General features: G+C 43.9%; 14 protein-coding genes. 3 read left to right on the top strand and 11 right to left on the bottom strand.

The annotated features are described in order from the left end of the window. The first annotated feature begins 526 nt into the window (after positions 1 to 526). A complete protein-coding gene (locus DR864_RS03360; protein ID WP_114065628.1) occupies positions 527 to 2,110 on the top strand; it encodes a Na+/H+ antiporter in 1,584 nt (527 codons plus the stop codon). Positions 2,111 to 2,124: 14 nt separating this feature from the next. Here DR864_RS03360 and DR864_RS03365 read toward each other — a convergent pair whose 3' ends face one another. The 9 genes from DR864_RS03365 to DR864_RS03405 form a co-directional block, all read right to left on the bottom strand. Continuing rightward, the gene (locus tag DR864_RS03365) at positions 2,125 to 3,885 is read right to left on the bottom strand and encodes a TIM-barrel domain-containing protein (RefSeq protein WP_114065629.1); all 1,761 of its coding nucleotides are present in this window, start codon (positions 3,883 to 3,885) and stop codon (positions 2,125 to 2,127) included. Between the two features lie 83 nt (positions 3,886 to 3,968). Beyond that, complete coding sequence (locus tag DR864_RS03370; protein ID WP_114065630.1) at positions 3,969 to 5,138, bottom strand: CPBP family intramembrane glutamic endopeptidase; 1,170 nt, start codon at positions 5,136 to 5,138, stop codon at positions 3,969 to 3,971. Positions 5,139 to 5,192: 54 nt separating this feature from the next. Next, complete coding sequence (lgt, locus tag DR864_RS03375) at positions 5,193 to 6,068, bottom strand: prolipoprotein diacylglyceryl transferase (protein WP_114070129.1); 876 nt, start codon at positions 6,066 to 6,068, stop codon at positions 5,193 to 5,195. Positions 6,069 to 6,088: 20 nt separating this feature from the next. Continuing rightward, the gene (locus tag DR864_RS03380; RefSeq protein ID WP_114065631.1) at positions 6,089 to 6,286 is read right to left on the bottom strand and encodes a hypothetical protein; all 198 of its coding nucleotides are present in this window, start codon (positions 6,284 to 6,286) and stop codon (positions 6,089 to 6,091) included. Next, positions 6,283 to 6,789 (bottom strand): RNA polymerase sigma factor, encoded by a 507-nt coding sequence (locus tag DR864_RS03385; RefSeq protein WP_162793535.1) that lies wholly within the window; start codon positions 6,787 to 6,789, stop codon positions 6,283 to 6,285. Before DR864_RS03385 ends, DR864_RS03380 begins: the two co-directional genes overlap by 4 nt. Positions 6,790 to 6,909: 120 nt before the next feature. Next, positions 6,910 to 8,004, bottom strand: coding sequence for a type III polyketide synthase (locus tag DR864_RS03390; protein WP_114065633.1), 1,095 nt, complete (start codon positions 8,002 to 8,004; stop codon positions 6,910 to 6,912). Positions 8,005 to 8,512: 508 nt separating this feature from the next. Beyond that, positions 8,513 to 9,598 (bottom strand): mevalonate kinase family protein, encoded by a 1,086-nt coding sequence (locus tag DR864_RS03395; protein ID WP_114065634.1) that lies wholly within the window; start codon positions 9,596 to 9,598, stop codon positions 8,513 to 8,515. A 63-nt stretch (positions 9,599 to 9,661) separates the two neighbouring features. Then, positions 9,662 to 10,882, bottom strand: coding sequence for a sugar MFS transporter (locus tag DR864_RS03400; protein ID WP_114065635.1), 1,221 nt, complete (start codon positions 10,880 to 10,882; stop codon positions 9,662 to 9,664). A 104-nt stretch (positions 10,883 to 10,986) separates the two neighbouring features. Beyond that, on the bottom strand, positions 10,987 to 11,751 hold the full coding sequence (locus DR864_RS03405; RefSeq protein WP_114065636.1) for an SDR family oxidoreductase: 765 nt from the start codon (positions 11,749 to 11,751) through the stop codon (positions 10,987 to 10,989). A 73-nt stretch (positions 11,752 to 11,824) separates the two neighbouring features. On the opposite strand from DR864_RS03405, the gene msrB reads away from it, so the two are divergent. Further along, on the top strand, positions 11,825 to 12,301 hold the full coding sequence (gene msrB / locus DR864_RS03410; protein WP_162793536.1) for a peptide-methionine (R)-S-oxide reductase MsrB: 477 nt from the start codon (positions 11,825 to 11,827) through the stop codon (positions 12,299 to 12,301). Between the two features lie 19 nt (positions 12,302 to 12,320). Here the strand turns inward: msrB and DR864_RS03415 are convergent, their stop codons facing one another. Then, positions 12,321 to 12,704 (bottom strand): VOC family protein, encoded by a 384-nt coding sequence (locus tag DR864_RS03415; protein ID WP_114065637.1) that lies wholly within the window; start codon positions 12,702 to 12,704, stop codon positions 12,321 to 12,323. Positions 12,705 to 12,802: 98 nt separating this feature from the next. Here DR864_RS03415 and DR864_RS03420 point away from each other — a divergent pair, with 98 nt between their 5' ends. Beyond that, positions 12,803 to 13,258: a hypothetical protein gene (locus DR864_RS03420; RefSeq protein ID WP_114065638.1), complete on the top strand. Its 456-nt coding sequence runs from the start codon at positions 12,803 to 12,805 to the stop codon at positions 13,256 to 13,258. A gap of 51 nt (positions 13,259 to 13,309) precedes the next feature. Here DR864_RS03420 and DR864_RS03425 read toward each other — a convergent pair whose 3' ends face one another. Beyond that, positions 13,310 to 13,783 carry a single-stranded DNA-binding protein gene (locus DR864_RS03425; protein WP_114065639.1) on the bottom strand — a complete coding sequence of 158 codons (474 nt, stop codon included), beginning with the start codon at positions 13,781 to 13,783 and terminating at the stop codon, positions 13,310 to 13,312. Positions 13,784 to 13,801: the final 18 nt, after the last annotated feature.

Genomic DNA, 13,801 nt, shown 5'->3' on the forward strand with positions numbered 1-13,801 from the left:
CCGAAAAAGGTTTGTAAAAAACTGGATTTTCGTCCTTTATTGATGGATAAATGGAAATCAACTTTGGATTTTTTTGTCTGAAAAAAGGGGGCATAAAAAACCCCGCCCAAAAGGAGCGGGGTTTGAGTTTAAAGTGGAATGTTTTTTTAGCTGCATTGTCCCAATACATACCAAAGTACAATGAAAATGAGGACGGTACTGAAACAACCGCCGCCTAATTTTTTTGCGCCGTAACCGGCCAGTAACCCCCTGAAGATATTATTCATTTTGCGTATAGATTGATAGTGAAAGATAATCAAAGGTTTGTAAAAAAGCAATCCATTTACTCTTTCAAAGTCATTGGGGAATAAATTACGCAAAATGGGGATTGTTGAAAGGCCCCTTTGCGCGGCATTACCCAGTTTGTTATCTTTAGAAATATGTGTCGCTCAAAACATTGATTTTGTTCGTAATTTGGCTATGTTAGGACTTTAGTTGTCATATTCTTGCAAAAACGCCCACGGATTTTTACCCATTTATAGTCTTTATGATTCAGGAAAATCTATTGCTGATTGTTTCGCTTCTTTTTGCGGTTTCGATGCTCTCAATGTTGAGTGAGAAACTTAAAATATCGTACCCCATTTTCTTAGTTATTATGGGCTTGCTGATTGGCATTATTCCTGGCATACCACATGTAAGCCTTCATCCCGATATTGTTTTTCTGCTTTTTTTACCGCCTATTTTATACGCTGCGGCCTGGAATACCTCATGGCGGGATTTTTGGGCGGCCCGTAGGTCCATCAGTATGTTGGCCTTTGGATTGGTTTTTTTTACGTCGACGGCCGTTGCGTTGATAGCACACTGGCTTATTCCTGACTTCCCGTTGGCTTTGGGCTTTTTATTGGGTGGTATTATTTCGCCGCCCGATGCCGTGGCGGCCACGTCGGTTTTGCAGGGCATCAAGGTTCCTAAGCGAGTCGTAACCATTCTGGAAGGCGAAAGCCTGATTAATGATGCCTCGTCGCTCATCGTTTTCCGTTTTGCCCTTGCCGCTGCGCTCACGGGTCAATTTACGTTTGCCAAAGCCACCACTGATTTTTTTATGGTGGCGGGGTTGGGCATCGCCATTGGCCTCGGCATCGCTAATGTGCTGTATTTTGTCCATAAATTTTTGCCCACAACGCCGAGTATCGACACTTCTCTAACCATTATTTCGCCTTATTTGATGTACATCGCCGCCGAACATTATCATTTTTCTGGCGTGATGGCAGTGGTTAGCGGTGGGTTATTTTTGAGCTTTCGTTCCCATGAAATTTTTACGTATAACAGTCGTATTCAGGCGTACTCGGTTTGGGAAGCGCTGATTTTTATGCTCAATGGGCTGGTATTTATCCTGATTGGCTTGCAACTTCCCCAAATCATCACTGGCCTGGAACAGTATACAATCATTGAACTGGTTTTCTACGCCTTGATTATCAGTGTTGTAACCGTCGTTGTGCGGATAGTTTGGGTGTTTTCTGGGGCTTATCTATCCTGCCGTTTGTCAAAAAAAGAGAAAAGGATGAAGTGGGAAAACGAATTTCTGATTGCTTGGAGTGGGATGCGCGGGGTAGTTTCTCTGGCGTCGGCGCTGGCAGTGCCGTTGACATTGACCAATGGCTTGGCGTTTCCCCACCGTGACTTGCTTCTGTTTATCACATTTGTTGTTATTTTGTTTACGTTAGTATTTCAGGGGTTGAGTCTCACGTCCATCATTAAATGGTTGGATATCAAGGAGGAAGAGGGCGATGATAAAGAGCAAGAAATAGTGATACGTTTGCGTTTGGCCGAAGCCGCATTAAACCATCTTCAAACCAACTACCCTGATGAGCTCAATTCTATTGATGCCTACACACGTATCAAGGACCGCTATGAACGCATGGTTGACATTGCCAACCGTAAGCTGTTGAAGGAAGAAAAAGAAGTGGCAACTCCGCATTTTTTGCCCAAATACCGTCGGATGTTACTGGAGCTCGTTGCCATTCGCAGAAGCGAACTCTACAAACTACGCAATGAAAAACACTACTCCGATGAGTTGCTTAGGAACAAGGAATATGAACTGGATTTGGAAGAGGCTAGGTTGAATGAGTGAGTGGGGTGGGTACGCTACCACCAAACTTTCGCTTCGCCGATTATGTCTGCTTTAAAACTTAACTTTTGTTTTTTAAGATCATATTGAAAGGTGGCTTCTTTTCCACCTACGGTTATTTTTTTTGGTCGCTCAGGAGCGTGGATTGTTAGGATAGAAGGGCGCTTTTTGCCTTTAAATTGTAGATTTAATGCGTTGGCTTGTTGGTCAACAATCAGCGTCGTAGGGGTCTGGTCTTTGGTATCATAAACTGTGAATTCGCTTTTCCCTTTGGGATAGATAAGCCATGTGACGTAATTGGTCGAGGTAGAATCGCCAATGCCCGTATATGCGCGTTGGATGTGGAGAGGAATGATGGCTCCTTCTTTTACGTACACGGGAAATTCTTCGAGGGGAAACTTTTTAGTAAACGTTTTTGGCCCCGTGATTACCTCTTTGTCGTCAAACCAATACCGCCATTGTCCTTCTGGTAAATGGATTTTATTGTCTAATTCATCTTTGTAAATCGGTGCGACAAACAGATTGTCGCCGAATAAGTAGTGATATTTTCCCTCAATCGGTCGTTGTAGTCGTGTACCGCCGTGGTGCGCCGAGACTACGTAGCTGTACATGTAGGGCACCAATTCGGTATGCAACCATGAAAAGCGACGGATGATTTCGAGTTCTTGGGGGCTTCTTTTCCAAAGCGCTCGTTCGCCATGACCGCCGTTGAGAAACAACCCACAAAAGGCAGAAAACTGAGCCCATCGAATGTACAAACGGGCGGGAATAGAATCTCCCGAAAAGCCCGCCACGTCGGACCCAATAACACTGTACCCCAACTTGGCGCTTTTTAAGATACTTTCAATTGCCGATTCAAAGCCCTGTACGCCTTCCAACGCAATGTCTTTTTGAGCTTCTCCTTGGGCGGGTGTTTGACTTTTGCTTTGCCAATGATGCTTTTGGTCGCCTACCCAATTGACGGGCGAAGCATCAATGGGTGCAAATCCTTCGGGATGAAACCCTCGGTCCATGGCACGGGCCAAGGTCACAAATTCAGGGTTGGTTCGTAGACCGTTGGCGTATTCTTCTCGGTAGTACAAATCCATGTATTGGCGTGTAGTTAGCCAACCCGAATGTGCTTTTTGGTATAGAAAAGGAATAGGACCGAGTTGGTTCCGAAAAAGGGTCGCGGTGCCGTCTAGTTTCCAGCCGTCGATGCCGTATTTTAGGACTTTTTGTTGCATGTTTTGCCACCATTGTTTAGCCTCAGGGTGGGTGTAATCAATGAACCCACCTTTGCCTTTCCACCACTTTATTTCGTTGCCATCTCCCACCAAATAGCCTTTATCTTTAGCCGCTCGGTAAAAATCTTCTGATTCTTGGATTTTAGTGTCTTTGCTGTAACTGTCGACCATCGAGGTCATCCATAACACTACTCGGTAGCCTTGGTCCTGTAAGCCCGTGAACCATTTTTCATGATTTGGATAACGGCTTGTATCCGTCTCAAAATCATTGTAACGGAGGCTCCAAGGGCTATCAATCAACAAGGTACGCACTGGAATATCGTATTGTCGGTAGCCCGCAAGTAGCGAATCGGCGTAGGCAGCGGTGTTTTGGTCATCCTCCCACAACCAACATTCCAACGCCCATGCGGGTGTCAGTGGTGGGTTGCCGTGCCGTTGGGTATTGAAAGGCATTCCCCAAAAAGGAAGAATAAAATAGAAATAGCCAAACACTGCCAAAAAGACCAATGTATAGGCTAGAAATTTGGCGACTTTTTTTAGCGTTCGTTTCATTCGTTTATTAGTTGTCACGCAAGGGCGCAAAGGGATTAAAAACACCGCGTCATTGCCCCTTTGCTTTTCTACGTGAATAGTTATTAAATATGAAAAAGGAATTCGGAAGAATTAACCAGTGCATGTACCAACGCCGCATAAAAGACGCTGTTGGTTTTCATGTAGGTATACCCGTAAGCCCAACCAGCGATGCTTGCCAAGCCCACAAAAAGCAGAGACCCTGAATGAAAGTGAACCAAGCCAAAAAAGATGCTCGTAATGGCTAATGCAGTGTAAAGGCCCTGAATATCAGTTTGTTTCTTCTCAATAAAATACGCTGGTATAAAAATTAACACTGTTATAAGTACGGGAAACCAAGCCATTTTGAGTTGAACAAAATAGCCAGTTACGAACGCTAGGACGATAAAAATGGTAAATCCCCACTTCCAGTACACTGGCCATTTTCCGCTTTGTGTTATTTTTTTCGAAAGGATATTTTGCAGTAACCCACGCAGAAACAACTCTTCAAACAATGCCGTACCCACAAAAATACGCACGAAATCTTTGACCCATTCGTAAGCAAATTCAATGGAGAGGATGTTGTGCCCATTGAGATTTAGAAAATTCCCAAAATAGCCCAAAAGCGCGACCAACCCCACAAAAGCCAACCATACCCAAAGTGCCGTAAAGAGAGAGTACCTACGAAAGTTCGGATAAAAGCCGACATCGGGGAGGTTTCGGATGTAATTGAAACTATACACGGTCGAAATCATAATCACTAAACGCATGGCGTTGCTGAACCCCGAGCCATTGAAAGGTAACGATGTACCCACCCCAAAGGACATACTCGTGGCGGGGATGACAATCAACAATACAAATACAATGTCGGACCATGCAACGGGCAATGCTGTTTTTTGAAAAGCTAAAAACCCCAGCGTGGGAAACAATAAATAGAAAATAAACAAACCCGCCGACCCTTTAAAAGGTGTATGGCTGTGTACTATTAAGAAGGTATAAAGTACCAAAATCAGCAATGCTGGAAAAACAACCGCTTTTTCAGGCTTCCCTTTGAGCAGTTCTTTCCAGTGCAACACCACACTCGGCTTACCTACGGTAAAAAGTAGAAAATAAATCACCAAAAAATAGGGACTTGAGAGCATTAGCTCCTTGACTGGAAGCTTCCAGTTAGTCAATAAAAAAAGCCCGAAAAGCAGTAGTGTTAAGGCCGCACTACTTAAGAGGGCTTTGGGGTAGGAAGTAGAGGTTTCTTTCATGAATTGATTTTCAGACAGTACTAGTACTACTGGAAAATCAATTGGGCTATTAAATCACCTAAATTTTTGAGAGATATTGGGCGTTGCATGAATATTGCCTGATGTACGCGGTACTTTGTAGATAAAAACAAGCAGTAGCGCACCCGCTATAATGGCGGGAATACTCAGCCATTGTCCCATGTTTAACGGCAGGGTGTTTTCAAAAGCTTCCTGTGGAGTTTTAAGAAATTCAACTAGAAAACGAAAGCTGAAAAGCAAAACCATGAAAAGTCCGGCCACCGTACCCGATGGGAGTTGATGTCTTTTTTGCTTCCACAGATAAAAAGTCAAGCCAAAAAGAAACAGGCAGAAAAATGCTTCGTACAACTGGGTAGGGTGACGTGGAATAAGCGGTAAAAGCCTATAATCTGTTTCTCGTACAAAGACAAACCCCCAGGGCAAGGCAGTTGGCGTTCCGTAAATTTCTGAATTAAGGAGGTTGCCCAGACGAATCATAGCTCCGCCAAGAGCTACTGCAATAACGATACGGTCAACCAACCATAAAAAAGGCGGTCTATTTTTGCCGCGTGAGTACAGGTATAAAGCCAGCGGAATTGCAAACAGGGCACCGTGGCTTGCTAATCCACGGAACGGAAGGCTGATCATGGAAAGGAACCATTTTTGAGGATTACTAAAAAGAAGTTCCCATTCATAAAACAGATAATGCCCCAAACGAGTACCTATAACCGTAGCAATCACCATGTACAAAAAGAGCGTTTCGATGTGCGATTCTTCCATGCGCTCCGTTCGAAAAATAGTGGTCAGCATAAATTGTCCGACCAAGAAGGCTGAGGCAAATAGTAAACCATACCATTTAATGGGAAAAGTACTTTCAAAAAGGTCAATAGAAAAGACATCGGGCGCGATGTCCCAAACAATGTAGCATAACATAAAATGCAGATTTTTAGGGTTTAGCAACCTGAAGTAATGGTAATGAGAAAGATGCTTACACAAAATTGAAGCATGGGCCGTTGCGCTTTTCGGTACCAGGGGATGGGTTTAGGCAAACCTTTTATGAGTTCTCTGAGTTCGGCTGAGGTCCATCGGCATTCTTCATCAACCTGCTCTTTATAGGATTCCCAAAGAGGCTTTATTTCATCGAAATTCATGGCAGTTGATTTTTTAATAGTTTTTGTAATTGGTTTTTTATCCGATTGATTTTCGTGCTGACATTCGTACGGCTCAGATTCATCATATTGGCAATTTCATCATAGGTGTGCTCTTCTAAATAAAGCATAATGATAGCCTTATCGACATGAGAGAGCTGTGCAATGGCGCGGTTCAATTCTTCCGTTGCTGGTATGGTTTCAAAAGCCGTTTCTGGCTCTGATATCTGATAGGTATGCTCCGTAAAAGATTCGTTTTTTGGCCACCCTTTTTCTTTACGGAATTTGGTAAACACCGTATTTAACGCAATTCGATAGATCCACGTAGAAACCTTTGACTGTCGGTTGAATGAAGGATAAGATTTCCAAAGTTGGAGAACTATTTCCTGAAACATATCTTTCCGGTCTTCGGGCAGGGGAAAGTAAAGACTGCAAAGGCTATGAATAAGCTTTTGCTGCGTTGCGATGAGCTGAACAAACTCTTCCTGTAACGATACCTTTGCCACGGCGAATGTTGACGGATGGATTTGAAAGTATTAGTTGCAGAAAGTACAATAAAGTCACAGCCAATCAAAAATAATTTGACTGAAAATGGGTAAAGTGTTTACAATCAGTGGGTAATTGCGTTATACTATATTGAAGATACCCGTTTCGAGCGTTAGCCCTGGCCCGAAAGCACAGCTGAAAATATGTTTGCCCACATCATCAGTGGTGCGTTCCTGAAGCAATTTTTGCAAAACGAATAAAACCGTACATGACGACATATTGCCGTAATCGTTCAAAACCTCGTATGCATAGCGATTATCTTCTGGGGTGATGCCCAGTTGGCTTTCTGCGGCTTCGAGAATGGCCCGGCCCCCCGGATGAATAGCGTAAAAATCAAAAGTAGGTAAGTCAGTATTTTGTTGCAGTTGGTTCATCAGCTCACCAAGTCCTCCTTTTACCAAACGTGGTATGTACGAACTCAATACCATTTCAAACCCAAAATCACCCACGTGCCAAGCCATGTCGTTATGACCTTCAAAAAGTAAATCACAATGGAAAGACTGCATCTCAAGTGACAGCGTTTTGGGTTGTCCTTCAATGATAACAGCGGCGGCTCCGTCGGCAAATAGGGCATTGGAAAGCAGGTAGTTATCGTCGATTTTTTTCTGAAAATGTAGCGTGCACAACTCAATACAAACCAATAAGACTTTGGCTTGCGGGTCGGCTTTTACAATGGTATTGGCCATTTTGAGCCCGTTAAATGCTCCGTAGCAGCCCATGAAATTGATGGAAGTTCGTTGGACTTGCCGGGATAAGCCCAAAGCTTGAACCAACTCAATGTCTAATCCTGGGGCGTATAACCCTGTGCAACTGACGGTAATGAGGTGCGTAAAATCAGGGGTCTTTAAAACTTTATTGTTATGTGTTAATGCGGCTTTGATAGCATTTAGTGCCAAGGGTAGGGCGTGTTGTCGATAGGCCAGCATCCGTTGAGATACACTTGGAAATGGCTCTAAGTCAGCTGTGTTGGGGTAAAATTCAAAGTTTTCGGTTTTGCCGTAGTCATTCAATACGGAATACCGTTTCCTGATTTTAGTGCTTCGATACAATACCCTGAGTTTACGTGCCTCATTTGCATCTAACTGCGAAGCCCGAACCATAAAGTCGGCAATGGAAGATTGTTCGATGCAGTTTTCAGGGACAGCTGTTCCGATTGATGTGATGTATGATGGCATTCGTAAAAGTGATAATTGTACAAATAAAAAGTAATAATCCTGTTCTAAAAGTCAGCTGAACGACCGTTTGATAACTTTTCAGTAGAACACGTAGTTCTACGCTAAAGAATGTAAAAAAAAGGTGGCTCCTTTGCAGTGCAAAACCCCAAAAAACCATTCCACAGGTTATGAAAACTCAGAAAATCTACCGCATGCCCTCCAATGAGAGGAGAACGCCCCTCTTAGGCGACCAGAGTATTTGGTTAGCCGCTTTAACGCTCCTTGTCATGGTCTATATCGTATTTTACTTTATTTATCCGATGTTCAGCAAAGGGCTTTTGTTCTAACTATTAACAGCCTTGAAACTATTCTCTATTCTTAAAAGAGCAGGTGTGAGCCTGCTCTTTTTTATGTTTGTTTTTTTTATTTTGTAAATAAAAAAAGTGTTAGAATCGTTTTTAAAACTTAATAAACGACTCAAACACCCCAAAAGATTTTTATGACCTATCAATAAAACCACCGAACGGCTTTATTGTTCTAATTTCGTTCCTTCGTCAACCGTAATAATGTACGGAATTCCTCCTTCCCGTCGTATGGCATCGGCTACTTCATGGGCACAATTGGGCGCGTACATAAACATGCAGCCGCCACCGCCTGAACCGTTTATTTTTCCTCCCAAGGCGCCAGCGTTCATGGAGGCTTCCACCATACGATTTATTTTATCGGTAGAGGTGCGTTTATGGTCACGGAGGTTTTGGAAATGTCGGTAAAGTAATTGACCAAAAGCCGCATCAATGTCGTTGGTTTCTTGGGTAGAAGTGGCGGATTGTTGGAGTAACTTTTTTCCTTCAATTAACAGGTCTCGGTCTTCCAAGTTGGCTTTTAACAGCCCAAGCTCATCCGTTGAGAGCAAAGAAGAGTAGTCGGAAGCCTGAGAGAAAGGCGTATGAAAAATCGAAAATGAAGGGTCGTATTCCGTTACTTTTTTTATGATTGCTTCCATACCAAAGCGGCAGCGAGCCAAAATACCGAGTGTATCTTTGGGTTGCTGTGAGTCTCCCAAAACGAAGGTGCCCAAGGTTGGGTGTAAGGCTTCTACGTAAATCTTGGGCGTAGATTCAAGGTAAATCACATGACCGATAGCCGTTGAATAATGGTCCATCATGCCGCCAGGTTCCCCAAACTCCAACACTTCGGCTTCGTTGGCAATTTCTCCAAGTTCTTTTGAAGAAATAACGGCAGGATTATCGGCGTTTCGACTTAAGAAATTGGCCCATGAAACGATGAGCGCCGACGAACTCGATGTACCCGAATTGATGGGAATATTGCCGTGAACTTCACATTCTAGCCCCTGGCTGAACACAAATCCACGTCGGCGTAATACGTTGAGCGTACTGCGAAAATAATCCCGGTCTTTGACGTATGTTGATGCGTTGGAGAGCGTAAAAGTTTCCTGTGCTTTGAGGTCTGGCAAATGAATGATGATTTGCTCATCCGCACGATGGCTTCCTTCGATGCTGATTCGGCGCGAAATAGCGGCGGCTACCGTTGGTAATCCTAAATAATCTTGATGTTCGCCAAACAAACATATTCGGCCCGGTGTACTGATTTTCATATCTAAAAAAATTCCCTCTCTTTTTGGGGAAGAGAGGGCGGCAAAAGGCCTGTTTAAATGAAATTACCAACTGCGTTTTTTATAGCCAATAAAAGCATAATAAAGGATAAACAAATAGAGAGGCATCATTATCCAATACGCTTGTTGGGTGCTATGGATGGAATCTGCTATGTTACCATAAATTAGTGGTAAAACGGCACCTCCCGAAATCCCCATAATGAGCAGAGCCGAGCCGATTTTGGTGAATTTACCTAGCCCATCCAAAGCCAAAGGCCACATCGCAGGCCACACAAGGGCGTTGGCGAAACCTAAGAAAGCAATAAATAAAACGGAGGTAAAACCACCTGTAGTAACGGCAACCACCGTGCCTACAATACCAAGAATGGCAGAAGCACGTAGACACGTGACTTGTGAAACATATTTAGGAATAAGGACGATGCCCAAGCCATAAGCGGCAAGCATTGACCAAAGCGTATAAGTACCAAAGGTACTGGCTTCACTTTCGGGAAAGCCCAGAGAGACGCCATAACTGATAATTGTATCTCCTGCAATCACCTCAACTCCTACGTAACAAAACAACGCAATGACGCCCAACACTAAGTTTGGAAAAGAAAAAACGCTGTTACGGGTCACTTTAACCGTATTCCCAGGTACTTCCTCTTGTTCTTCGCTCACTTCTGGAAGTCCTTTTGAGAACCAAATTACCCCCGCTAACACGACCAATACCGCTGTTAGTATCAAGTAAGGAGTTTCTACTTTTTGAAGCTCTTCTTGGGGTGTTGTGGCGGCACCGCCTGCCAATAAAAGACCACCAAAGAGGCGTTGACTGAATATTCCCGCTAATTTGTTGGCAATTCCTAAAAAACTAATCCGTTGGGCGGCGCTTTCGCGGGGGCCGAGGATGGTTGCATAGGGATTGGATGCAGTTTGTAATAGGGTTAGACCAATACCGATGGTAAAAAGACCGACCAAAAACAAAGGATATGAAGCGATTTGTGCAGCAGGGATAAAAATCAGTGTGCCAACAGCCATAATTCCCAATCCAAGTGACATCCCACGCTTAAAGCCTGTACGTTTTAGCACTTCCGAAGAAGGAATGGCCATAACTGTATAAGAGATAAAAAAGGCAAACGTAACGAGGTAGGAGCTAGTGTTGTCGAGGCTAAAGGCTTTCTTGAAAAAAGTAATGAGCGTGCCGTTTACCCACGTGACAAATCCGAATACGAAAAATAATAAACCAATGATAATCAATGGTCCAACGTAGCTTTGTTTAGGTTTTGACATGGTTAGTGTTAGGAGTTAGTAGGTCATTTAGAAGCCGAAAAAATGAATTTTTTTTCGCACTTGAAAGTTTTGGGACGTATTTTTTAAATTTTTTTAAAATTAGCTTAAAATCCATACACGGCAAAACCACCATCGACGGTTACAATATTCCCCGTAATATAGCTGGCGGCGGGCAAACAAAGAAAGGCGATTGCCGAGGCGACCTCTTCGGGCTGCCCCACGCGTTTCATGGGCGTACGCGATAGGATGTAATCGAGGCTTTCTTTGTTGGACAGTACTGACTCGGTCAAAGGAGTCTCGATATACCAGGGCGCTACGGCGTTGACGCGAATACCGTCGCTGGCCCATTCACAGGCCAAATTTCGGGTCAATTGATTGAGAGCGGCTTTAGTCATGCCGTAAATAGAGCCGCTTTTAAGGGAGGTTAATCCCGCTACCGAGGTAACGTTGACAATACATCCTTGGGCATTTTTTAACAACGGGTACAATGCCTGCGATAATGAAAATGCCGAGGTTAAGTTGGTGGAAATGATTACATTAAATTCATCGGTTGTATAACTCGTGGTAGGTTTTCGGATGTTAGTTCCTACATTATTGACCAATATGTCTAATTTTCCCCAACGCAGGCTAATGTGTTTGACGAGCTCAGGAATGGTTTCATGGTCGCTCAAATCGGCTACAAAACCAGTTGCTTTCAAATCATTCGCTTGGTAATCGGCGAGTTGACGCTCAATATCATCTACATTGCGGGCAACGATGATTACTTCGGCACCCAGTTGCAGCAATGTTTGGGTTGTGGCCCGTCCAATTCCCTTGGTTCCACCCGTTACTAGCGCAACTTTACCCGCTAAATCCCACTTTGGAAGCATATTTTCGATAATTAAAACTATACAATAAAAGAATACGTTAATATAAGCACAAAACAAGCATAACCTAACAAAGATGAATCGCCGTATTTTCATTCGCTCACTTGGAGGAGTAGTATTGGCCGGACTGCCGGCGCTGGCCCAACAGCAAAGCCAGGAATTGAAACGGGTTGTAAAAACGGACGCGGAGTGGAAAAAACTGCTGACACCTATGCAGTACTACGTTACCCGTCAAAAAGGAACTGAACGCGCTTTTACGGGACCTTACTGGAACAACAAAGAGAAGGGAACCTACAAATGCGTATGTTGCAATACGCCTCTTTTTAGTTCCGATACCAAATTTGAATCGGGTACAGGCTGGCCCAGTTTTTACGCTCCGCTCAATAAAAAAGTCTTGAAAGACGAAAAAGACAAAAGCTTTGGCATGGAACGCGATGAGGTCATTTGCGCCGTTTGCGACGCCCATTTAGGGCACGTGTTCGACGATGGCCCGCGCCCTACGGGCTTACGGTACTGCATGAACGGTGCCGCGTTGGCTTTTGAAAAAAAATAAATAAGAAAGGGCAACCAACCTAAATCAATTGGTTGCCCTTTCTTGAAAAAAATTCAATCCAATACCCATCGGGGTCTTGGAGAAATATCTGCCGTACGCCATCAGGCCGAAATTTGGGAGGGCGGTAGGCTGTATTTGTTGCCTTAAAATGAGCCTCCCACTCGTCCAAATCACTCACTTCCAGCGCAAAATGATTACTTCTAGAGCCAGATACAACAGGCTCGGTGCGTATTCCTATGATGTGCAGCTCCTGTGCGTCTCCAATTTTAAACCAGGCACCCGGAAAGTCGAAGGCTGGCCGAGCCAAGGGAGTTAATCCTATGACTGTTTCGTAAAATTCAACACTTTGTGCTACATCTGCTACGTAGATGGCTACGTGGTTAATTCCAATGATTGATAACATTTTTTTACAAAGGATTACAACTAATAAAAAAAAGGCTGCGTCTTGGCATTGTTGACAGACACGGTGTTTGTCGGATAAAAGTATTATTTATTCTTGCCATGAAAAAAGTAATCTTATTTGCATTTCTAACAGCCATGGGTTGCCAGTCTGAAAAAATAGACGCTGAGCAGCAAAAAAACAACGAAAAAGCGGGATTAAAAGAAGAAATCAGCTTAAGAATCAAACAAAATACGCAAGTGGAGGGGATTAAACTTTCATTTGACGCAGTCGCTGACAACCGTTGTCCTGCCAACGCGATTTGTATTCGTTCGGGTGAAGTAGTGGTTGATTTGGCCGTAAATGACACCCAAAAAGTGCAAATGTGCTTGGGGGATTGCCAACAAGTCCAACCTTCAAAATACAAAAGCCCTGTGAGCCAAGACTCTCTGGAAGTGACGGTAAAAAACGAGAAATATCTGTTTGTTTTGAAGCAGGTATCACCTTATCCAGGAACTGAGGCAGATGCAGATGCCCAAAAGAACTACGAAGTAAAAATGGAAGTAGTAAAGAAGTAAACAAATTGTGTTGTTGAAACCTGACAGGAATCCCTGTCAGGTTTTTTGTTGTTAAAACGGCAAATCATCGTCACCACTGCCGCCAAGATCTGACGATATCGGCTCGGCGGGTTTGGGAGCAGGTGCTGGGCGGCTTGCTTGCGTAGCCACGTTGGATTGCGAAGATTGTTCGTTACTATCTCCTCCTCCGCTGTTTCTGCCCCCTACCAACTGCATTGTATTTGCCCGTACGGTTTTTCCTTCACGCTGTTTTCCTTCTTTATCCGTCCAAGTTTCGGTGCGCAATTTCCCTTCAATATAGACGGTATTGCCTTTGCGAAGGTATTGCTCGGCGATTTTGGCCAAATTGTCCCAAAGTTCAATTCGGTGCCACTCCGTTTGCTCTACTCGTTCTCCGCTGCGGTTGGTGTAGGCTTCTGAAGTAGCAATGTTGAAGCGTGCCACCGCTGAACCGTTTTCGAGGTGGCGTACTTCCGGGTCGCTGCCCAAATTGCCCAATAGAATTACTTTGTTTACTCCTGCCATTTTAGTATATAGATGTTT

The organism is Runella rosea (assembly GCF_003325355.1).
In the GTDB taxonomy this organism is placed as follows: Bacteria; Bacteroidota; Bacteroidia; order Cytophagales; family Spirosomataceae; genus Runella; species Runella rosea.